The sequence below is a fragment of the Polyangium sorediatum genome (assembly GCF_029946465.1).
Lineage (GTDB): Bacteria > Myxococcota_A > Polyangia > Polyangiales > Polyangiaceae > Polyangium > Polyangium fumosum.
Window position 1 is genome coordinate 12853 of the sequence record NZ_JARZHI010000016.1, and the last position, 21017, is coordinate 33869.

Annotated in this window: 14 protein-coding genes; 1 reads left to right on the forward strand and 13 read right to left on the reverse strand. The window is 70.6% G+C overall.

The window, feature by feature from the left end; genetic code table 11:
* Positions 1-55: 55 nt before the first annotated feature.
* From QHF89_RS19450 to QHF89_RS19490, 9 genes are all read right to left on the reverse strand, one after another.
* Positions 56-1492, reverse strand: a complete 1437-nt coding sequence (locus tag QHF89_RS19450; protein WP_136966463.1) for a TolB family protein — start codon at positions 1490-1492, stop codon at positions 56-58.
* Positions 1489-2103, reverse strand: a complete 615-nt coding sequence (locus tag QHF89_RS19455) for a 3-hydroxyacyl-ACP dehydratase FabZ family protein (protein WP_136966462.1) — start codon at positions 2101-2103, stop codon at positions 1489-1491. Before QHF89_RS19455 ends, QHF89_RS19450 begins: the two co-directional genes overlap by 4 nt.
* The gene (locus tag QHF89_RS19460; protein WP_136966461.1) at positions 2100-3065 is read right to left on the reverse strand and encodes an ACP S-malonyltransferase; all 966 of its coding nucleotides are present in this window, start codon (positions 3063-3065) and stop codon (positions 2100-2102) included. The genes QHF89_RS19455 and QHF89_RS19460 overlap by 4 nt, the downstream gene beginning before the upstream one ends.
* Positions 3062-3811, reverse strand: coding sequence for a 3-oxoacyl-ACP reductase FabG (gene fabG / locus QHF89_RS19465; RefSeq protein ID WP_136966460.1), 750 nt, complete (start codon positions 3809-3811; stop codon positions 3062-3064). The genes QHF89_RS19460 and fabG overlap by 4 nt, the downstream gene beginning before the upstream one ends.
* Complete coding sequence (locus tag QHF89_RS19470; RefSeq protein ID WP_136966459.1) at positions 3808-4857, reverse strand: glycine cleavage T C-terminal barrel domain-containing protein; 1050 nt, start codon at positions 4855-4857, stop codon at positions 3808-3810. Before QHF89_RS19470 ends, fabG begins: the two co-directional genes overlap by 4 nt.
* Positions 4844-5146 carry an acyl carrier protein gene (locus QHF89_RS19475; protein WP_136927053.1) on the reverse strand — a complete coding sequence of 101 codons (303 nt, stop codon included), beginning with the start codon at positions 5144-5146 and terminating at the stop codon, positions 4844-4846. The genes QHF89_RS19470 and QHF89_RS19475 overlap by 14 nt, the downstream gene beginning before the upstream one ends.
* On the reverse strand, positions 5143-7203 hold the full coding sequence (locus QHF89_RS19480) for a beta-ketoacyl synthase N-terminal-like domain-containing protein (RefSeq protein WP_136966458.1): 2061 nt from the start codon (positions 7201-7203) through the stop codon (positions 5143-5145). Before QHF89_RS19480 ends, QHF89_RS19475 begins: the two co-directional genes overlap by 4 nt.
* Before the next feature lie 14 nt (positions 7204-7217).
* Positions 7218-8210, reverse strand: a complete 993-nt coding sequence (locus QHF89_RS19485) for a hypothetical protein (RefSeq protein ID WP_136966457.1) — start codon at positions 8208-8210, stop codon at positions 7218-7220.
* A 66-nt stretch (positions 8211-8276) separates the two neighbouring features.
* Positions 8277-12209, reverse strand: coding sequence for a serine/threonine-protein kinase (locus QHF89_RS19490; protein ID WP_284720697.1), 3933 nt, complete (start codon positions 12207-12209; stop codon positions 8277-8279).
* A 105-nt stretch (positions 12210-12314) separates the two neighbouring features.
* On the opposite strand from QHF89_RS19490, the gene QHF89_RS19495 reads away from it, so the two are divergent.
* Entirely contained in the window at positions 12315-13220 is a 906-nt protein-coding gene (locus tag QHF89_RS19495; protein WP_136966455.1) for a DMT family transporter, read from the forward strand.
* 101 nt (positions 13221-13321) lie between these two features.
* Here QHF89_RS19495 and rsgA read toward each other — a convergent pair whose 3' ends face one another.
* The 4 genes from rsgA to QHF89_RS19515 form a co-directional block, all read right to left on the reverse strand.
* Entirely contained in the window at positions 13322-14404 is a 1083-nt protein-coding gene (rsgA, locus tag QHF89_RS19500) for a ribosome small subunit-dependent GTPase A (protein ID WP_136966454.1), read from the reverse strand.
* Positions 14405-15109: 705 nt separating this feature from the next.
* Positions 15110-19012: a serine/threonine-protein kinase gene (locus tag QHF89_RS19505; protein WP_136966453.1), complete on the reverse strand. Its 3903-nt coding sequence runs from the start codon at positions 19010-19012 to the stop codon at positions 15110-15112.
* 102 nt (positions 19013-19114) lie between these two features.
* The gene (locus tag QHF89_RS19510) at positions 19115-19654 is read right to left on the reverse strand and encodes a response regulator transcription factor (RefSeq protein ID WP_136966452.1); all 540 of its coding nucleotides are present in this window, start codon (positions 19652-19654) and stop codon (positions 19115-19117) included.
* The gene (locus tag QHF89_RS19515; RefSeq protein WP_136966451.1) at positions 19651-20946 is read right to left on the reverse strand and encodes a sensor histidine kinase; all 1296 of its coding nucleotides are present in this window, start codon (positions 20944-20946) and stop codon (positions 19651-19653) included. The genes QHF89_RS19510 and QHF89_RS19515 overlap by 4 nt, the downstream gene beginning before the upstream one ends.
* Positions 20947-21017: the final 71 nt, after the last annotated feature.

Consider the following 21017-nt stretch of genomic DNA (forward strand, 5'->3'; position numbering starts at 1 on the left):
AGAGCAGCGCGAAAGCTCGCGTGGCGGTGGGGACGCACGGAAACGCCGGACGGCCTCAACGCGCGGGGGCCGGCGGCCGCCTCGACAACACGAGCTCCGCAGCCACCCACCGCCGCAGAAGCTCCGCGTCTTCTGCCCGCGCAAACCGCGCCTCGAACCTCGGCTGGGTCATGGCCGCCGCCAGCTCCTCCGCGTCGAGCGGCCTCTTTTTCGCGCCGTCGATCACGATGAACAACTTCCTCGCCGCTTTGTCGACGACGAGGCACGCCCAGCCCGGCCCTTCCTCCGCGTGGACGAGCGTCCCGGCGATCACGCTGTCGAACGACGTCGACGCGCCATCGTGCACGACTCGCATTCGCTCGCCGTCATCCGCCAGATAGGCGTGATATCGACCATTGGCGCTGAACGTCAGATCTCCCGCCCAGGCAAACGGCCTCTCCTCGCGTCCGTCGATCACCACGAATCGCGCCCCGCGGCTCGCGGCCACATAACCGAATTTCGTCCCGCGCCGCGCGAACACCGGCCGATCCACCGCGTCGTAGGCCGAGCCCTCCTCCCCATTCACGACGATGTGCCAGCCGCGCCCACGCCGCGCCGCATACGCCACGCGCCCGCTCTCGGCGCCGAAGACCAGGCTCCCGGGCGCGATTTCCTCATACGGCGGGCCCTCCACGGCGTCGAGGACGAGGACCTCTCCGTCCGCCCGCCGGCCCGCATACGCCACGTGCGCGCCGCCTTCGCTGAAGAGCACCTCCGAGATACGAGCATAAGGCGCGGATTCGATTCCATCGACCGTCACGCGCCATTGTCCATTGCGCTTCGCCACGTAGGCATGACGCCCTCCGCGCGGCCCGAGTGCATGGTGCGCGATCGCCTCCGCAGGCGGCGATTCACGCCCGTTCATCCAGAAAAACGCCTCCTCGCCGCGCCGCCCCACGTGCGCCACAGCGGCCCCGTCCTCGCTGAATCGTAATGCACCGATGCCGTCGTAGCGTGGTCCGGGTGCGCCGTCGACGACCGCGCGCACGGAGCCTCCGGTTTTCCCCACATAAGCGAAACGCCCACCCTGCCCGAAGAGCATCGTGCCCTCCAGAATGGCATCGAAGGCGGGCCCGGGTGTTTCATCCAGCACCACGAACCACACGCCTCTTCGCTGCGCGGCATACGCCACGTGCGCGCCGTCCGGGCTCAGGACGACCTCGCCCACGCCGTCGAACGTCGGGCCCGCGCGCCCGTCTACCACGAGCGACCAGCCTTTTTCGCGGCGCGCGGGGTAGGCGAGGCGGCGGCCGTCCGCGCTCCAGACGAGGGATTCGATCCCGATGCCCAGATATGCGGCCCCGTCCACGCCGTCGACGCGCACCCGCTGCTTGCCGGCGCTCTCCAGCACCTCGATGTGATGGCTTCGATCGGGGCTATGGCCCAGCCAAACCACGGAAGGCCCGCAGCCCGCCGAAACGAGCAAGGAGAGCCCGAGGAAACGCGCCTTCATCCGAAGATTGGCGCTGGCAGCGGCGGGATGCTGCGCGTGCTGGTCATCACGCCCTTCGCCACCGTGCGCCCCTCCACGCGGGCCTCGACCTCGTACCGCGCGAGGTTTTCCATGAGATGCGATTGCGCGACGATGTACTCGATCCGCTGTCCGGCGAAGACCGGCTGGAGCAGCTTCACGTCCACCGACGCGCTCATTCCGACGTGCAGATGGGAATGCGACTTCAGCGATTCGACGAGCGCCGCCGAGACCTCGGGCTTGTATCCCGGTTGCAGGCGATATCCGAGCGCCAGGTTTTGCAGGGCCTCGATCACCGCGTTCGGATCGTGCCCCTTCGCTTCCCAGGCATCCTGGTAGGCGGCGATGATGCCGAGCAGGTTCGAGCTCTGGCCGAGCCCCTCGATCGTGTACACGCCGGGCCAGAGGTGCAGGCCCGGAAAATGGCCCTCGAACACGGGTTCGTTCGCGGATACGTGGCGCGCGGCGCGCAAGGTCGGCCGCGGCCCGCGCTCGTAGGATTCGATCACGTCGACCATCGAGAAGGGGCGACGATGCGGAATCAGGAGGTTGATGACGTCCGCGCCGAGGGACAACCGGGAGCTCGTTTTCATGAGAGGCTCCACCGCAGCGCGTCCACGGTGCGCTGCATGTCATTCGCGTTTTCGGTCGCGTGGACCCGCGCTTCGGTGCCGAGGTTCGTCCGGACGAGTGATCGCAGCACCGCGCCCGGGGCAATGGTCACGAAATCCGTCACGCCCTCGTCCTTGAGCGTGGCCATGACGTCGGTCCAGCGAACGGTATGGACGAGCTGGCCGGCGAGGAGGCGCGGGACGAGCGCCTCGTCCTCGGCGCGTTTTCCCGTTGCATTGAGCACCATGGGGACTTGCATGGTCCCCCGACGCGCGAGCGTGAGCGCCGCTTCGAGGTCTGGAACGGCATCTTTCATGGATTCGCTGTGCCAGGCGCCGGAGACAGGCAACCGTCGCGCGTGGCGCCAGAGGTCGATACCGAGCGCATCGCCGAGGGTACGGATCATGCTGCGGATGGCGTTCTCATCGCCGCTTAACACCACTTCCCCGGGCGCATTCGATGCGGCCACGTGGATTCCGGGCCGCGTGGCCGCGCGCTGGAGCGTCCCCTTGAGGAAGACCTCCGAACGCTCTGTCGAAGGTTCGGAGAACACGAACATGGCTCCCGGGTGCCGCTCTGCTTCCCGCGCCATCAGCCGCCCACGCAGCGCCGCGATCGCAATCGCATCCTCGGGCGTGATGGCGCCCGTCGCCGCCCAGGCCGGGAGTTCTCCGAGCGAATGACCTGCCACGACGTCGGGCTTGATTCCCGCGGCGAGAAGCTCCGCGTGCACGAAGAGCGCGACCGCCGTGAGCACCGGTTGCTGGATTTCCGTACGTTCGAGCGCGCGCCCGCCCTTCACCAGGAGTTCGCTCGGCGCGAAGTCGGCCGCCGCCGCTGCCCGTTCGAGCAATTCTTTGCCCCGCGGCTCGCTCTCCGCGAATTGCACGGCCGCGACGAGCCCTTTCGCGCCCTGCCCGGGAAACAAAAACGCGACGGTCACAACGTGAGTCCCCCGTCCACCACGAGCGCCTGCCCGATCACGTACGACGCCTCGTCCGAGGCCAGAAACAAGACCGCCCGCGCGACCTCGTCGCCGGTCCCGAAGCGTCCGAGCGGAATCTGCGCGCGGGTCTTCTCCGCGATCCGTTTGTCCAGGCGCTTTGCCATTCCCGTGCCGAGCAGCCCCGGCACCACGGCGTTGACCCGGATCCCGCGCGGGGCGAGCTCGGCCGCGAGCGTGCGCGTGAACGCGAGGATCGCGCCCTTCGAGGCGGCGTAATTCGATTGCCCAGGGCTCGCATGCTGCCCTGCGACCGATGCGACGTTGACGATGGCGCCCCGCCGCTTCGCCATCATCGGACGCACCACCGCGCGGCAGCCGTGAAAGGCGCCGCCCGCATTGACGCGCATCACCTCGTCCCAGCTCTCCTCGGCCATGAGCGGGAAGAGCTCATCCGCCGCAACGCCGGCATTGTTCACGAGCACGTCGACCGCGCCCCGCGCGGCGAGCACCTGTTCCACGGCCGCGTTCATGGCCGCCGCGCTCGCGACGTCCATCACGAGCAATGCACCGCGCCCGCCCGCCTCTTCCAACGCTCGGAGCGTCTCCTTCGCCTCGTCCTCGCGCGTCCGGTATCCGACGAAGACAAACGCCCCCTCGGCGCCGAACGCCGTTGCAATGCTCCGGCCGAGCCCGCGTGAGGCGCCGGTCACGATCACCGTGCTGTCGTCGAATCGAGCACTCATAAAGGCAACACGAACGGCGGCAGCTTGGATTCGTCTCGCGTCCGGTAGCTATGCCGCTGGGGGCTCACGTACAGGCTGCGGTTGTTGAGGAGCGGCGCCGAGAGGGTGCGAATCGGCCGGCGTTCGCCCGCGTGACGGGCCTCGTACCGATCGATGCCGGCATACGCATACGGCCGATCGAGGAGCAAAAGCGCCACCCATTCGCCGCGGATCACGGAAAAGCCGGACACGAGGACATGGCCGATCCGTTGATCGTCCAGAAACACCTCGTCCCCCTCGGCCACGGGCGCGCCGGCGACGGCCCATACGACCCGCGCCGTCGCGTTCGCCTCGCGCCGGGCCTGCAGCGCGGCAGATCCCACGTAGTCCTTGCGGTACGAGACGCGCCATTGCAGGCCGAGCTCCAGCGGCGAGAGGCCGGCGCGTCCCTCGCGGCGAATGTTGAAGAAGCCATTTTCGAGCGCGCATTGATCCAGCGCGGGCAGGCTCGCGAGGGCGAGGTCGAACGCCGCCCCCTCCCGGAGGAGCGCCTCGCGCACGGTCGCGACCTCGTCCGTGGGAATCAGCAAATCATACCCAAACTCGCCGGTCTTGCCCGACCGAAAAAACACGGCGTCGTCGGTGCGGTAAAACGCGAGATACGGAAGGCTCCCGACGTCGGGCCCAAACACGGTCGTGCAGAGCTCCCAGGCATAAGGGCCGTGGAGCGAGAGGAGCGTCCCGTTGCATCGCTCGACCGTCACCACGACGCCCGCGGGAAAACGTTTCTCCAGGAACGCGACGAGCTCCTCGGGCGACGGCCCCTCGGCAAGCAAAAAGAACGATTCGTCGTCCCGGGCCACGTGAATGTCCGCGAACGGTCGGGCCTCCTCGTCGAGCAAGAGGCTCGGGCGCATCTGACCATCCTGCAAGAAAAGATCGCAGGCGACGACGTGGTCGAGCGCCTCGTACGCGCCTTCGCCCTCGATGCGCAGGCACGTGATGTGATCACCTTCGGCGAGCGCCACGCTCGTGCGCAAGGCGCGGATCTCGTCATCCATCGACATCGTCCGTCCTCCCGTGGGCGAGGGCCAGGTCGACCAGCGTATTCACAGTGCGCATGGCTGGTCGCGACAAACCCTCGTGTGGCAGCCTCACGCCGAGCTCGGATTCCATGCTGACCAGGAGCTCGACCGCGTCCACCGAATCCAGGCCGAGTCCCGTGCCAAAGAGCGGCGCGTCGGGGTCGATCTCGTCGGGCGCGCGGCTCACGTGCAGGCGCTCGACGAGGAGCGTGCGCACCTTGTCGAGGATACGCTCGCGACGCTGGATGTACCGGGCAAGCTCGGGGTTCATGCGGCTCCTTTTCGGCTGAAGACCACGGCGGCCGCGGCGGTGCCGCCCGCATCGGGGACCAGCACGTGCTCCCAGGTCCCTCGCAAAATCGAGGCGACGGCGAACGCGCAGGCGAACATCGCCGCGGCTGCGGGTGCGGGGCCGAGGACGGGCGCGACGTTTGGCGCCACGACAACGTCGCTCGCGTCGAGCCCGGCCATTCGAATCGCGAGGCGCGTGGCCTCCTCCACATCGCCCGGGCCGGCGAGGCCGAATCCCGAGAGACGCACGGCTTTGGATGTGTCCGGGGCCGGACCCTTGCCGAGCACGAGGCACGCCGCCCCTTCTCCCTCGTGCGCCTCGGATTCGAGGGAGACGCGCTCGTCGACGCCGGCGGCGAGGATCAGGTCGACGTCGGATCGCGTCGAGAGGTGCAATGCCGCATAAATGAGCGCGACGAGGCCGCTGCCGTCGCCCGTGGTGAGCGTCGTGGTCGGGCCCTTGAGCGCGCAGAGCTTCGTGCAAGTCCCCGCGGACGCATTGAGGACCATCCGCGTGAACGCCGTGGCCGAGAGGCGCGCGAGGCCACGCTCGCGGATGCTGTCCCTGAATTCACGCTCGCTCTCGGTCGAGGCGCGTGTCGTGCCGACGAAGAGCCCCGCCCGGTCGCGTTTCGCGCCGCGCAGCGTGATTCCCGCATCGGCGAGGGCGAGCGTCGCGGCGGCCGAGAGATACCGCGACGCAGGATCCATCCCGCGCCCGTCCGCCGTGGGAATGAGGCTCTCGATGCGGAAGGCGGGCGCGCGTCGGCGGAGCGGGACCTTCGCGGCGAGCGCCTCCCCGAGCGCGTCGAGATCCATCCCGTGCGGCCCCACGGCGGAGGCGCCGAGGACCAGCCATTCGGTGGGGGTTTTTCCGGCCGAAACGTTCGGTACTTTGCCCACGATGACGGCGGCATTCGCGCCTCCGAATGCCGAGTTGTTGCAAAGCGCGCGCTCGACGCGGGCCACGCGGGGCCTGTCGCCGGCCACCGGATCGGGCGGAGAGCGCGGCCGCGCTTTGTCGTAATGCAAGGTGGGAGGAATCTTGCCCTGCGCTATGCCGCAGAGGGTTGCGATGAGCTCGAGCACGCCCGCGGCGCCCTGCGCGTGGCCGAGGAAGCTCTTCGTGGAGCTCACGGGCAAACGCGCCACGCGCTCGCCGAAGACCTGTTCGAGCGCGCGGAACTCGGCGGCGTCGTTGGTCATCGTGCCCGTGCCATGCGCATTGAAGTAATCGATCCTGTCGGCCTCCATCCTCGCATCGAGCAACGCGCCGCGCAGCGCCCGCGCGACGCCGGCGCCCGTGGGATCGGGCGTGGTCGGATGGTAGGCGTCGGCCGAAAGACCATACCCGAGCACCGTCGCGAGCACCTGCGCGCCGCGGGCGCGGGCGGTATCGCCGCGTTCGAGCACCAGAAAACCCGCGCCCTCGCCAAGCGTGGTCCCCACGGGCTCGCTGAACGGCGCGCATTTCGAGAGACAAAGTAGCCCGAGCGCGTGAAAACCGGCAAAAATCTCCGGCGTGAGCTCGTCCGTGCCGCCGGCAAGGGCTATGTCGCAGAGCCCCGCTTCGAGCAGATCCCGGCCGAGCCCGATCGCATTCGTCGAGGAGGAGCAGGCCGTCGAAAGGGTGAGCGTCGGGCCCTCGATGCCGAGGGCGCGCGCGACCTCCGCTGCGACGCGGTGCAGGCCGTCCACGTGCATGCCGAGGCTCGTGCCGAGGATCAGGGCGACACGCCGCCCCGCGACGCCGCCCGGCCCGATCTGCAAGGCTGCATGCGCGAGAGCTTCGCGCGCGGCGGCCGTGGCGAATTCGACGCAACGATCCCCGGTGCCTGCGCCGGGCACCATCCCGCCGAGCGACACGGAAAAACCTTCGGTCGAGAATCGTTCGATCGGGCGAATCCCATCGCGGCCCTCCTCGATGGCGGACCACAAGGCGGACGTACTTTCGCCGAGCGCCGAGACGGCGCCCATTCCCGTGATGGCAATCGGAGAGCCCGATTCCGGGGGTTCGGCGGTCGGTCGCGGGAGCATGCAGCGGGGCGAGATCAGTCCTCGGTCGCCCGGAGGACCGCGCCGACGATGAGCGTGATGAGCCCTGCAATGCCGAGGATCGCGCCGACGGTCACCGCGAAGACGCCGCCGCCGGACGCGAAGATGCCGCCGATCACCATGGCAAGCACGCCGACGCCGAGGAGAATGCCGCCCACCGCGAGCACCGTGTTGCTGCGGCCATGCGGGTTCACAGCGGGAGGGCCCTGCGACGCGCCGTCATTGGCGGTCGCGCCCGTGCTGGCCACGTTCCAGCGCCGCGCGTGGGCCTCGGTGCGCTCCCGGAGCTGGAAAAATGCCTCCTCACCCATTTGCGCGACGAGGCGGCGCTCGAAGTCGGCGACCGTCACCGGCCGAGCCGCCACCTTGTTCACCTTCGTCACGTATTCGTCGATGAGCAGCGGCGTCGATTGCTTCATGCGGGCGCACGCCTCGACCGCGATCGAGCGCAAATGCAGCCGCCGCTCCATCGAGATCCCGGCCCTGGCCGCGTCCTCGTCGATCGCCTCGACGATTCGCATCCCGAGCCCCGGATCCTTGCGCATCCGAAGGCCGATGTCCGCGCGTTCGGTGGGCGTCAAAGCTTCGAGCTCGCTCGTCATGCCGAGCATCGCTTCATCCATCTCGTCCATCCCATTCCACATGCGCGCTTGCATGCCGGGATGTGCGCGCCCCTCTTCGGGAAGATCGTTGAACGAGCCCACGAGGAGGAGCGAGCGGAGCGTCTTGCGGACGAGCAGGTCCTGCTTCTGAACCTTCGAATCCGTAGCATCGAGCTTCGGGAAGAGCGACGTGATGGGGCTGTCGCCGGTCTTCAGCGAATCGAGACCCCTATCGAGGCGCGCGAGGAACCGATCCATTTCCTCGGGGCTGACCAGCGTCACCGGCGACGCCGCCGCGCCCGTCGTGCTCGCGCAACCCACGCTGCCTGCTGCCGCGGTCCCCGCCCCACCGATCACGCCGACCTTCAGAAAATCACGTCGTTCCATGGCCCCCACCCCGAACGTTGCAGAAGAAAGTTGTTTCCGGAGGATGCCCGCTCCGGGCGGGCGGCGTCAAGCCGTGCCCGGTGACGCAGCGAGCCATGCCGCCGCAAGCTCCAGCGTGCGGGCGTTGTCCGGAACGGCACGCAAGAATCGCTCCCGCCGCGACGGATCGCCGATCTTCCCGGCCCGGCCGAGGAGATGCGCGCGCGCGGCGGAGAGCGCTTCCTTCGCGCGCTCGTGCTCGCCGTTCGCGTGGAGCGCCTCGGCATACACGAGCCGCACGAGCGGCTCGTCCGAGAGGAGCGCGCCGATCTGTTCGAGGAGCTGCTTGCCCTCCTCCGCCGCCGAGAGCGCCTCTGCAGGGCGGCCACACGCGAGCAGCACACGCGCCAGCGTCGCGAGGTACGAGCAGCGGCGGTTCGGCGGCGCGTCGACGAGCGCCACAGCCTCGATCGCAGCGCGCTCGGCGGCCTCGCTGTCGCCTTGCCGCACGAGCACGAGCGCGAGGAACTGCCGCACGTCGTGCGCCGAGAGCACGAGGCCTGCGTTCGTGAGCGTCTCCAGGATGTCTTCGAGCAGCGCGCGCGCCTCGGCGAGCGCCCCGCGCGCCGCGAGCGCCTCCGCGAGCCCATGCCGTGCGCTCGCCGCGAGCATCGGCAAGCACTGCGCCTCGGCGCGCGCGACGAGCGTGGCGAGCCCCTCCTCGGCGCGGGCATGATCGCCGAGGTCGCAGAGCACGAGCGCCGCGTAGATGCGCATCGAGATGCCGAAGCGATCGACCTTCGCCTCCTCGAAGCACTGCGCGGCTTCGAGGAAAAATTCATACGAGGGTTCGAGGTCGCCCTCGACGAGCGCGCGCGTTGCCGAGACGGCCGCCCACTCGGCCCGCACGATGGGCTCGCGCCGCGCCTCCTCGGGCGCCTGCGTGAACCGCTCGGTGAGCGTCTCGGCCGCTTTCCGTTGCCCGGAGCGCAGGAGCATGCGCGCGATCCAGCCCATCGCCGCGAGCCTGCGCGTGAACGGCGAGGCCTCGCGATCGGCGCGCTCGAGCATCGACTCCGCGATCCCGAGGAGCTGGCGGCGCTCGCCGCGCGAGCTCTCGGCCCACGCCGCCGCGCTCGCCGCGCCGAACCAGAGCGGGCTGTCGGGCGAAAGATGCTGCATCGCCTCGCGCGCCCGCCGCGCCGCCTCCGCGAGCTCGCCGCGGTAGAAATGCGCCTCGGCCTGCGCTTGCCGTACCTCGCCGAGCAGCCCGCCGTCCGCGCCGCACGCCTCGGCGCGCTCGCTGCGTTCGAGCACCGCCTCGAAGTCGTTCGCGCTGAGGGCCTGCGTCGCTGCGCGCACGAACCACACCGCGGCTTTCTCGCGATCCTCGCCGCGCTCGCAGTGCTCGGCGAGGGCCATCGCGTCGCGCTCGCCCGCGGTCTCGAGCCACTCCGCCGCGAGCCGGTGGCCGAGCGCTCGATCGACCTCCGTGAGCGCCGCATAGGCGACCTCGCGCAGGAGGTCGTGCCGGAACGCGAGCTCCTCCTCGCCGGGAAAACGGCTCTCGCGGCGACGCATGAGGAGCTCGCGGTGGACGAGCGTCTCGATCCAGCGGCCTGCGTCAACGACGCTGCTCTCGCCGCCGAGGAGCGCGCGCACGCCGCCGCTCCAGAACGTCTCGCCGAAGATGCTGCCCGCGCGGAGCAGCCAGCGCGCCTCGCTCGGCAGCGCTTCGAGCCGCGCCTGCAGCATGGCGAGCACCGTCTTCGGCAGCGCGGTCTCCTGGCCCTCGGCCACCGCGCGCAAAAGCTCTTCGAGGTAAAACGGGTTGCCCGCGGCCTGCGCCACGACACGCGTGAGCAAGGACGGCGGCGCCTCATCGCCGAGCACGTGCCGTGCGAGTCGCTCGCTCGCGCGCCGCGACAGCTCGCCGAGCCGGATCTCCTGCATGCCGCGGTCCGCCCAGAGCCCCGGGAACCTGTCGTGCACGTCGGGTCGCGCGAACGCGAGGACGAAGAGCGAGCGTTCGCGCGACACACGGAGCGCCGCGTCGATGAGCTGCACCGTCGGCGTGTCGGCCCAGTGCAGATCCTCGAGCACCAGCACCACCGGCCGGGTCGCGCTCGCCGCACTCACGAAGTCCTCAAAACCGCGGCGGATCTGATCCCCCATCAGCACGGGATCTTTTCGCGCCGCGCGCAGGAACGTGCTCGCCTCCTCGGCCGCCCACGGCGCGCCCACGAGCTCGCCGTAGAGCTCCATGACGCGCCCCGCGTCCGCGCCAAGGTGCCGCGTCACCGCGCCGCGGATCTTTTCCCGCCGCACCTCGATCGGATCCTCCTCGTGCAGCGACGAGGCCCGCCGCAAGAGCTCGCCGGCCATGCCGAAGGGCGCGCCCGTGCGCGTCGGATCCCCCTGCGCGAGCCAGATATCGGGGCGAGGCTCGGACTCGGCGAGCTTCTGCAAGAGCTCATGCCGGATGCGCGACTTTCCGATGCCGGCCACGCCCGTCACGAGCACCGCGCGCCCCGCGGGCTCACTCACGCACTCCTCGTAGAGCGCGAGCAACGTCGAGAGCTCGCGCTCGCGGCCTACGCACGGCGTCACCCGCCCGAGCAAGAGCCGCGATCCCTCCTGCGTTTGCGCCTCCCCGAGGAGCGACCGCACCTCCTCGCTCCCGTCGATCACGAAGCGCCCTTCGAGCAGCTCTGCCGTCAGCTCGTCGAGCCGCACCGGCCGCCGCGCCCCGCTCTCCGAATCGTCGCGTTTCGCCGTGCGCTGCTCCTCCTCGCGCAAGAGCTTCGCCGCGCGATCGATGCCTTCTCCGACGGGCAGCGCGTGCGAGATCACCCCTCGTCCCGTCACGAGCACCATGGGCGCCTCCGGCACCATCGCCTGCAGCGCGAGCGCGCACCGCGCGGCTTGGGTCGCCTGGTCCGTCGCCATGCCCGCGCCCGAGAGCACGAGCGCCGCCGACCCGTCCACCAGCGCCTCCACGCGCGCCCCGTACGATCGCGCCACCGCGCGCAGCGCCGCGAGCGGCGCGATGCCGGCCGAGTCCATCGTGCCGCCCAGCGGATCGACGGGCAGGCCCTCCTTCGGCGCCGACAGCAGGATCACGCTCACGAGGCGCTGCTCGCCGCTGCCAAGCGCGCCCTTCGATCGCAGCGTATGCGGCGGCTCGCTCGTGTACTCGTCGTTCGCCACCCGCGCGAGCGCGCCCATCACCGCGTCGCCGTCCGCGAGCCTCTCTTCCGGCTGCTTCGCGACCATCCGCGCGATGAGCAGATCGAGCGCGAGCGGCACGCCGGGCCGAAGCGCCGAGACCTTTGGCACGTCCTCGAAGAGCACCTTCGCCAGCACCGCCACCACGTGTTGCCCGGTGAACGCGGGTTTTCCTGCGAGGCTCTCGAAGAGCACGCAGCCGAGGGCGAACACGTCGGCGCGCGCGTTCACCGCGCGATCTCCGCGCGCTTGCTCGGGCGCCACGTAGCCGGGCGTCCCCATGAACACGCCCGTCCTCGTCACGACGTGCGGGTCCGAGGCGCGCCGCGCGATCCCGAAGTCGAGCAGCATCGCGCGCCGCACGTCCCCGTCGCGCAGGAAGATGTTGCTCGGCTTGATGTCGCGGTGGACGATCCCGTGCCGGTGCGCGATCGCGAGCGCGCCTGCGATGCGCTCGGCGAGCGCCATCGTCTCCTCGACGCTCAGCCGCTCCCGCATGATGCGCGTGTCGAGGCCCTCGCCCGAGAGCCACTCCATCACGAGGTACGGCTCGCCGGAGTCGAGATTGCCGTAGCCGAGGTAACGCACGATGGCCGGGTGCGAGAGCGCTGCGAGCACACGCGCCTCGCGATCGAACCGCGCGCGCTCCTCGACGCTCGCGCCGTTCATGATCTTGATCGCGACCTTATCGCCGGTCTCGCGATCGCGGGCCTCGAAGACGGCGCCCATGCCGCCTTGGCCTGCGAGACGTACGAGCTCGAAGCGCTCGCCAACCGACACACCTACCCGCATCTCCAACATTGTCGCACGTCACGCGTGGACTCCAAGAAGGCAGTTCGGCTGCGCTGCTTCTTTCCCGGTCTTTCGCGACCGGTTATCTTGCGCGCTCTTTTCCCCATGTCCATCCCGCTCGGAGAACTCGCGGCCCTTGGCACGGCCCTTTGCTGGACCGCGAGCTCGCTCGCGTTCTCGGCTGCAGGGCGCCGCATGGGCTCCTTGTCGCTCAACCTCGTCCGCCTCGTCCTCGCGTTCGTTTTTCTCGGCGTGTACAATTTCGTCCGTCGCGGCCTTCCATTGCCGCTCGACGCCTCCGCCGAGGCGTGGGGCTGGCTCTTCGTGAGCGGCCTCGTGGGGTTCGTCTTGGGCGACATGTGCCTCTTTCGGGCCTTCCTGCTCATTGGCCCGCGCGTCGCGATGCTGATCATGTCGCTCGCGCCGCCGATCGCTGCCGTCCTCGGGTGGATCGTCCTGGGCGAGCGGATCTCCGATCTCGGTATCGTGGGAATGGGCGTGACGCTCGTCGGCATCGCGGTCGTCGTGCTGGAACGAGCGGGCGATACAAATGCGGCGGGCGCTGGACCGAAGGGGGAATCGGGCAAAGGAATCCTGCTCGCGTTCGGCGGCGCCGTGGGCCAGGCCGTGGGGCTCGTGCTGAGCAAGATCGGCATGAAGACCTACGACCCGTTCGCCGCGACGCAAATTCGCGTTCTTGCGGGCATCATCGGTTTTTCCCTCCTGTTCACGTTCATCGGTTGGTGGGGGCGCGCGGCCGTGGCGGTCCGGGACCGCGCGGCGCTCGGATTCGCGTCGCTCGGCGCGATCGCGGGCCCGTTCGTCGGGGTATCGCTCTCGCTCCTCTCCATTCAGCACACGGAGACGGGCGTCGCGGCCACGATCATGGCAACGACCCCCGTCCTCGTCATTCCGGCCGTCATCTTGCTTCACAAGGAACCCGTCAGCCTGCGCGCGATCCTCGGCGCGCTCGTGGCCGTCGGCGGCGTGGCGCTGCTCTGGATCAGGTAACGGAATGCGGTAACCGCCTCCGGTAACGGAATGCGGTCACGGGGTTTGGGGCGAAGGACGCCGATTGCCGGCGGGAAGCTGCGCGAGCCCTCTCCCGGGACTCAGCTCTTCGGGCTCATCTTCGTGATCCGCGCAATCATCTTCCCCCGCCGCCGGGCCTCTGCCCGCGCCCGCGCGTCGTGCTTCTCGCGCAGGTGCCGACCCTCCGCTGCCAGCTTGCGGAACCCCGCGAGCCTCCCTTCCTCGAGCGCTCCGCGCTCCACCGCCTCCGCCACCGCGCACCCCGGCTCGCCCTCGTGCGCGCAGTCACGGAAGCGGCATTCGGCGGCCAGCTCCTCCACATCGCCGAACCCCGCCGGCCCGCCCTCATCGAGATCCCACGGTTCCAGCTCGCGCAGCCCCGGCGTGTCGACCAGGAGGCCGCCGTTTGGCAGCACGAACAGCTCGCGGTGCGTGGTCGTGTGCTTGCCGCGATCGTCGTGCGCCCGGATCTCCCCCGCGCGCTGCGCGTCATTGCCCAGGAGCCGGTTGGCGATCGTCGATTTCCCTACGCCTGACGATCCCAGGAGCACCAACGTCTCGCCCGCGCGCACGTGCGCCGCGAGCGCGTCGAGCCCGGCCCCTTCGGTCGCGCTCACCGCGATCACCGGCGCCGACGGCGCAAGCGCGCGCGCCGCCTCCACGAAGCGCTCGGGCGCGTCGCAGAGATCGGCTTTGTTGAGCACGAAGACCGGCCGCGCCCCGCCCTCGATCGCGACCTCCAGATACCGCTCCAGGCGCCGCGGGTTGAAGTCGGCGTTGAGCGAGCTGACGATCATCACCGTATTCACGTTGGCGGCCAGCACCTGCGCCTCGAAGCGCCGCCCGGCGGCCTTGCGCAAGAGCGCCGTGCGGCGCGCGAACACATGCGTGATCACCGCCGGATCGGCGGCGTCGGGCCGGATGCCGACCCAGTCGCCGACCGCCGGCAACGCCGCGCCGTCGCTCTCGTGGAGCAGGCGGCCGCTCACCTTCGCGCGGCGCGGGCCCGCGGCGGTGAACACTTGCAGTATGCCCCGCCCGCCGGCGGACACGCGGGCGGGCTCGAAGGGCTCGGCGAGCGCGGCGCGCTGCCGTTCGAAGAAGGAGTTCCAACCGAGACTATCGAGCGAATGAGAGACGAGACGATTCGAGTCGAGATCCATCGTGGTGCGAGCTCCGGAGCGCCGCGGGCTCGCGAGGCGAGGCGCGGCGGGTCACGGCCACGGAGCGGACGGCGCACAGGCCGGCCAGTCCGAACGGAGCCTCGGCTCTTGCCGAGGACGGAAGCCCGTCCGGCGCCCGCTGGATCAACACGCAATCGCCTGGTCAGCGATGAGGAGACCGGCTCATCCGGTTCCGTACCGGACCGAACGCCGGCAAAGCCGGCGTGGGGAATGGGACCGCTTGCGGCCCCATCGTGACCGGTGACCGGTGACCGGTGACCGGTCACCGGTCACCTAACTTGCGTGGCTCGCGGCGGCGACGACGGGCAGGGAGACGCGCTCGGTGCAGCTCGGGACAGTCATATTCGCAGCCTCCTCCGTGGGGCTCGCTGTTGCGAGGCAGCCGCAATCATGAAGCGCCACGGGCGGCTCGTCAACCGCATACCGGGCCCTTCCTCCCGGAACATCTCCTCGAATCCCAGCGTGAGCGTCTCGGTCACCACCATCGGCGTGTGGAGATAGAGCCCCTGCTTCACGCAATCCCCGAGCCGCGCCCGGGCTGCCTCGTAGCTCCCCCACGCAGCCCTGTGCACGGTGCCTCTTCCGGGCATATCCGGCCCGATCTCGAACACCGAGGAGCTCCGCGGCGTGTTCTACGTAGACGTCATGCCCTGAAAAGGGTCTCTCCCGCCAAACCCACTCTACCTATTCGCCTGGGCCGAGCCAGGCCTGGGCGAGCTCCAGCGTCCGCGCGTTCTCAGGCACGTCTTCGAGGAAGCTCCGCCGGTACTCGGGGTTCGGCGTCCGCTCCGCAATCCGATAGAGACGCTCGCGCGCCACCCGAAGCACCGCCCGCGCCTCGCCCCGCGCGCCCGCCGCGTCGAGGCATTGGGCGAGCGTGACGAGCAAGAACCCGCCTCGATAACCGAATCCGCGCACGGCCTCGTACCGCGTATGCGACGCGCGCGCCTCCACGAGCGCCTCGTCCACGCGCCCCATCGCGCGGAGGGCGCTCGCGAGCACCGCGCCCGCCGCGGCGTGATCGAGCGGCAGCACCCCGCCAAGCTCCATGGCCGCCTGCGCGTGCCGCGCTGCCTCCTGGTGCTGGCCCGCGCGCCGCGCCACCTCGCCGAGCGCCCAGCGCCCGCGCGCCTCGTCCGCCTCGTTGCCGTTCATCTTCGCGGCCGCGAAGAGCCTCGTCGCCTCGTCGCGCGCCTCGTCGAGCCGTCCTCCGTCCGAGAGCGCGAGCACCCGGAAGAGCGCCCGAAGCGAGGCCACGATCGCGAAATCCTCGTCGTGCCGCGGCTCCGGGCAGAGCGTCTCGGCCGCGCGCGTGTTCGCCCCGAGCATCCACTCGTTCATCCCGACGAACACCCGCGCGAGCACCCCGCCGCGCCGCGAACCCGCCTCGTTGAAGGCCTGGAGCGCCGCGCGCGACCGTGACAAACTCTCCCACGGGTTTTCTTTGATCCACGCCTCCCAGCGCGGATAGGAGAGGTGCCAGAAGGCCCGGGCCATCGGGTCGCGATCGGCCGCGGGCCCGACGAGCGCGTCGAGCCTCCGTTGAATGGGCTCGACGATATCGATCCGCCCCTCCGTCAGGAGCAGGACCGTGGCCATCGCGAGCGCGAGCGACACGGTGCCGAGGACCTCGGGCGCGGGCTCGATCGAGGCGATCGCGTCGAGGATCCCGATCGACTCCTCGACGTGCTTCATGCGGAGCGCATAGGTGAATTGCGCCAGCGCGCCGCGCACCCAGGGCGCGCTGCCGGGCGGGGCCCTGCGCGTGAGCCGCGCGCCGTGCGTCGCCGCCTCTTCGAGGTGGTTTTGCCACATGCGCGCCTCCGAGACGATGCCGAGCAGCCCGATTTCGGTCTCGGGATCGGGGCCGAGGGCGAGGGCACGCTCGGCGCGGCGAACGGCGTCCTCGTCGTCGCCTGCGCGATGCGCCTGCTCGGCCGCGCGCAGGAGGTGGCGCACCGCGCGGCTCGGCTTCTGGCCGCGCTCGAAATGGGTCGCCAGGACGAGCGGGTCCGTCTCGCCGTGGGATTCGAGCCACGTCGCCGCGAGCCGATGGCCGAGCTCGCGATCCTCCTCGGTCAGCATCGTATAGGCGCCCTCGCGCACGAGCGCGTGCCGGAAGGCGACCTCCTCCTCCCCGGGGAGGCGACTCTCGCCGCGGAACGACAAAAGCTCCCGCTCTTCGAGCGCCACGAGCCGCTCGCGGACGACGTTCTTGCTGACGCCCTCGCCGAGCAACGCCCGCGCGCCGCCGGCCCAGAACACGTCCCCGAAGACGCTCGCCGCGCGGAGCAGCCGCCGATCCTCGTCGTCGAGCGAAGCGAGGCGTGATTGCACCATCGCCACCACCGTCTCCGGCAGCTCCGCGTCCCGCCCTTCCGCCGCGGCGCGGATGAGTTCTTCCAGGTAAAACGCATTTCCTTGCGCACGCTGGACGATCCGATCGACGACCTCTTGCGACGCGGCCTCGCCGAGCGCCCCGCGCACGAGCTTCTCGCTCGCCCGCTTGCCGAGCTCCGTGAGGCTGATCTCCTGCAACCGGCGCCCTTCCCAGAGTCGCGGGAATCGCTCGCGCACGTCGGGGCGCGCGGTGGCGAGGACGAAAAATGGTTTGTCGGAGAGCGTGCGCAGCGCCGCGTCCACGAGCCGGACGCTCGGCAGGTCGCCCCATTGCACATCCTCGAGCACGAGGAGCACCGGCGCCGCGTCGCACTCCGCTCCCAGGAAATCGAGGAACGCCGCGCGGATCTGGTCGACCATGAGCTGGACGTCCGCGCGCGCCGCGCGGAGCGGCAGGTCGTCCTCGTCCGGGAACGGCGCATCCACGATTTCGCCGAGGAACCGCGCCACGCGCCGCGCCTCCGACGCCGCGAAGCGCGCCGACACGCGCGTCACGAGTTTGTCACGACGCACATTCGGACCATCGCCGGCGGCGATGCCGAGCGCCATGCAGAGCGCCTGCGACACGAGCCGGAACGCCGAGCCGGCCCGGCGCGCGTCTCCGCCCGAGATCCACGCGTTCGCGAGCGGCGCGTCGCGCAGCGCGGTCTGCACGAACTCTTGCGCGAGCCTCGATTTGCCGAGGCCCGCGGCCGCCGTCACGAGCGCGGCCTGCGCGGCCGGCTCCTCGATGCAGTCCTCGAACAGGCCCGCGAGCGTGCGCAGCTCGCGGTCACGCCCGACGCACGGCGTGGGATTGCCGAGGAGCGTGCGTGTGCCGAGCAGCGCCGCACGCTCGCCGTGGAGCGAGAACCCCGCGCCGTCCTTTTGCACCTCGAAGCGCGCGTCGAGCAGGCCCGCCGTGAGCTCGTCGAGCGCGATCGGGCACTCCACGTCGCTCGCGCCGCGGTGCTCCGAGAGCGCGTGCGCCGCCCGATCGATCGCGTCTCCGAGCGGGCTCGGCCCCGCGAGGGACCCCCAGCCGACTGCGAGGGCAAACGGCCGGCCGCCGCCGAGCGCCCGCAGCTCCATCGCGATGCGCGCCGCCCGCGCCGCCAGATCCTTCGCCCCCGCGCCCGCGGTCCAGAGCGCGAGGGATCCGTCGCGCAGGATCTCACACGGCACCCCGCGCGCTTCGGCCTCGGCTTGCAGCGATCGATCGAGCTCCGACGCGCGCCGCTCGCGGCTCTCGAACGATCGGCCGAGCGCCGGCGGCGGCAGCGAGTGCTTCGATCGCCCGATGAGCAGCGCCGCGACGGGCCGGCGCTCGGTGGTCGTGAGCGAGGGCGGGCGGAGCGAGGGGGGCGCGACGGCGCGCACCGTGGCCGCGCCGCTCTCGAGCATTTGAAGCTCCTCCACCACCGCGCGCCCATCCCGAGGTCGGTCCGCCGGATCCTTCGCGAGCATGCGCATCACGAGTGCTTCGAGCTCGTACGGAATTTCGGGCCGGAGCTCCACGAGCGACGGCGGTTCGGCGAAGAGCACCTTCGCGAGGATCGCGTGCAGGTGATCCCCGGGGAACGCGGGCGCGCCGGCGAGGCATTCGAAGAGGACGCAGCCGAGCGCGAAGACGTCGGCCCGCGCGTCCACCTCGGCCTCGCCGCGCACTTGCTCGGGCGCCATGAAGCCCGGCGTGCCGACGATGCTGTCCGTTCCGGTGATGCGCGTGTGCCGGCCGAGCTTGGCGATGCCGAAGTCGAGCAGCTTCGGCTGGTCGGGCCGGGCTCCCACGAGGAAGATGTTCTCGGGCTTGAGATCGCGGTGAACGATGAGCTTTTCGTGGGCCGACGCGAGCGCCTCGGCGACCTTGCGCGCGAGGGCGATGGTGTCCTCGACCGAGAGCCGCCCGCGCGCGAGCGTGCGCGCGAGCTCCTCGCCTTCGAGCCATTCCATCACGAGGTACCGCGTGCCGTTCGCGAGCGTGCCGTGCCCGAGGTAGCGGACGATGCCCGGGTGATCGAGCGATCCGAGCGCCTCGATCTCGCGGTCGAAGCGCGCGTCGTCCACGGGGCTCGCATCCGAGACGAGCTTCAACGCGACCGGCGTCGCGTTTTGCCGATCCATCGCCCGGTGCACCTCGGCCATGCCGCCGGTCCCTGCCAGGTGCAGGATCTCATACCGCTCGGCGAAGACCGTGCCTTCCCTCATCCGTAACGAATCAGTCTACCGGCAGCGCCTGGACCTTGCAAACCCGGAAGCACGCTCCGGCCGGGCGCCGCGCCGCCCCGGGCGCCCCCGCAATTCCTGCGCTCAGCGCGCAGGTGGCATTTTGGCAATCTTGCGCTGGAGCGAACGCCGGTGCATCCGCAGCCGCCGCGCCGCCTCGGAGATATTGCCGCCGCAATCGCCGAGCACGCGATGCAGATACTCCCACTCCACACGATCGAGCGAAGGCACATCGTCCGGCGCGCTCTCCGTGGAGGTGCGGCCCGCGAGGGCACGCTCACACGCTGCCGCGTTCACCGGCTTCGTCAGGTAATCAAAGGCTCCCGCGCGCATCGCCTCCACCGCATTCGCGATCGTGCCGTATCCGGTGAGCACCACGATTCGTGTCCCCTCGTCGAGGGATCGGAGGGAGCGCACGAGGTCGATCCCGCTGCCGCCCGGCATTCGCACGTCGACGAGCGCATATTCGAAGACCTGCCGCTCGGCGAGCGACAGCGCCGCCGGGGGCCCCTCGGCGAGCGAAACGGAAAAACCTCGCCGTTCGAGGGCTTCTCCGAGCGCAGCCCGGAACGCGTCGTCGTCGTCCACCACGAGCAGCGTGGGTTTTCCCTCGGCCCCCGTCACGCCCGCGCCTCCGCGAGCCGGATCGTCACGCGTGTCCCCCGCGGCTCTCGCGGCCCGATATCGAGCGTCCCTCCGGCGATCTCCACGACGCGCCGCACGAGCCAGAGCCCGAGGCCCATTCCCTCGCCCGGCTCCTTCGTCGTCAAGAACGGCTCGCCGAGCCGCTCGCGGAGATCCGCCGGCACGCCCGCGCCTTCGTCCTCCACCGCCACGAGGATCCGCTCGCCCTCGCGCCGCACGTGCACGCCGATCGGCGCCGTCACCGCCCCGGCCCGACACGCGAAGAGCGCGTTGTCGAGCAAGGCCCCGAGCGCGCCCTCCAGTTCGGCCGCGGACAAACCCACGCGCGCCCCTGGATCACACGACACGGAAATCGTGACCTTCGCGTCGGGGTGCGCCGCGCGCCAGGCCTCGACCGCGCGCGTCGCGGCGTCCGTGATGCTCGCGTGTTCGCCCTCGGCCGAGCGCGTGCTGCCCGCCGAGAGGCGCGTGATCACCTGCCGGCATCGCTCGACCTGCGCGCCGATCGCCGCGCCGTGCCGCTGCGCCGCTTCAGGCTCGCATCCGTCGCCGATCTCGTAAGCGAGGACCGCGATCGTCCCGAGCGGCGTGTTGAGCTCGTGCGCCGTACCTGCTGCGAGCGTCGCGAGCGCGCGGAACCGAGCGTTCACCTCGGCCTCGCGGCGGAGGCGCGCGATCTCGCGGCCGCGCGCCGCGAGCGCGCTGCGCACGTGCGTGACGAACGTGGCGATGATCCCCGCCGAGATCGCGAAGGCGAACCACATCCCGTAGAGGTGCGTCGAGAACGCCCCGTTCTCTGGGTGGCTCGGGCAGCAAGCCCCGGAAGGAACGCTGAAGAGCGCGAGGAAGAGGCACGCAGCGAAGCCCGAGAGCGCGAGCGTCGTGCCGAGCGGCAAGACCGCGGCGGCGAGCGCGACGTGGATCAAAAAGAGCGCGCTCCAGGGATTCGCCGCGCCGCCCGAGCATGCGAGGACCACGAAGATCCCAGCGAGATCGAGCGCGAGCCCGGCCGCGAGCGCGCGGCGCGAGGGCGGCGGGCGGCCCCGCCCCGCGCGGGAGGCCACGAGGGCATTCGCCGCGGCGACGAGCAGCGTCGCGGGCACGGCGATCTCGTAGCGGACGTGAAAGCCGAGGACGTATGCGCTGAAGGGCAGCGTCGCGAGCAGGAGGCCGGAGACCGCGATCCGCAGCCCGGAGAGGCCACGCTCGACGACCCCGATCGCGTCGTCTTCCTCGTGGGCCGCGGGCAGGCCGAGGGGGGAGCCGGACATGAGGCGCGAGCGTAGCAACCGCGGGGCGCGGCGGGGTGCGTCGGATCGTCGCACCATCCCGCTCGGACGTC

Coding starts and splice junctions, on each gene's coding strand:
- QHF89_RS19475 (WP_136927053.1), bottom strand. CDS start 5,146: ATGAACCCCGAGCTTGCCCGGTACATCCAGCGTCGCGAGCGTATCCTC.
- QHF89_RS19450 (WP_136966463.1), bottom strand. CDS start 1,492: ATGAAGGCGCGTTTCCTCGGGCTCTCCTTGCTCGTTTCGGCGGGCTGC.
- QHF89_RS19515 (WP_136966451.1), bottom strand. CDS start 20,946: ATGTCCGGCTCCCCCCTCGGCCTGCCCGCGGCCCACGAGGAAGACGAC.
- QHF89_RS19485 (WP_136966457.1), bottom strand. CDS start 8,210: ATGGAACGACGTGATTTTCTGAAGGTCGGCGTGATCGGTGGGGCGGGG.
- QHF89_RS19505 (WP_136966453.1), bottom strand. CDS start 19,012: ATGAGGGAAGGCACGGTCTTCGCCGAGCGGTATGAGATCCTGCACCTG.
- QHF89_RS19480 (WP_136966458.1), bottom strand. CDS start 7,203: ATGCTCCCGCGACCGACCGCCGAACCCCCGGAATCGGGCTCTCCGATT.
- QHF89_RS19495 (WP_136966455.1), top strand. CDS start 12,315: ATGTCCATCCCGCTCGGAGAACTCGCGGCCCTTGGCACGGCCCTTTGC.
- rsgA (WP_136966454.1), bottom strand. CDS start 14,404: ATGGATCTCGACTCGAATCGTCTCGTCTCTCATTCGCTCGATAGTCTC.
- fabG (WP_136966460.1), bottom strand. CDS start 3,811: ATGAGTGCTCGATTCGACGACAGCACGGTGATCGTGACCGGCGCCTCA.
- QHF89_RS19470 (WP_136966459.1), bottom strand. CDS start 4,857: ATGTCGATGGATGACGAGATCCGCGCCTTGCGCACGAGCGTGGCGCTC.
- QHF89_RS19490 (WP_284720697.1), bottom strand. CDS start 12,209: ATGCGGGTAGGTGTGTCGGTTGGCGAGCGCTTCGAGCTCGTACGTCTC.
- QHF89_RS19455 (WP_136966462.1), bottom strand. CDS start 2,103: ATGAAAACGAGCTCCCGGTTGTCCCTCGGCGCGGACGTCATCAACCTC.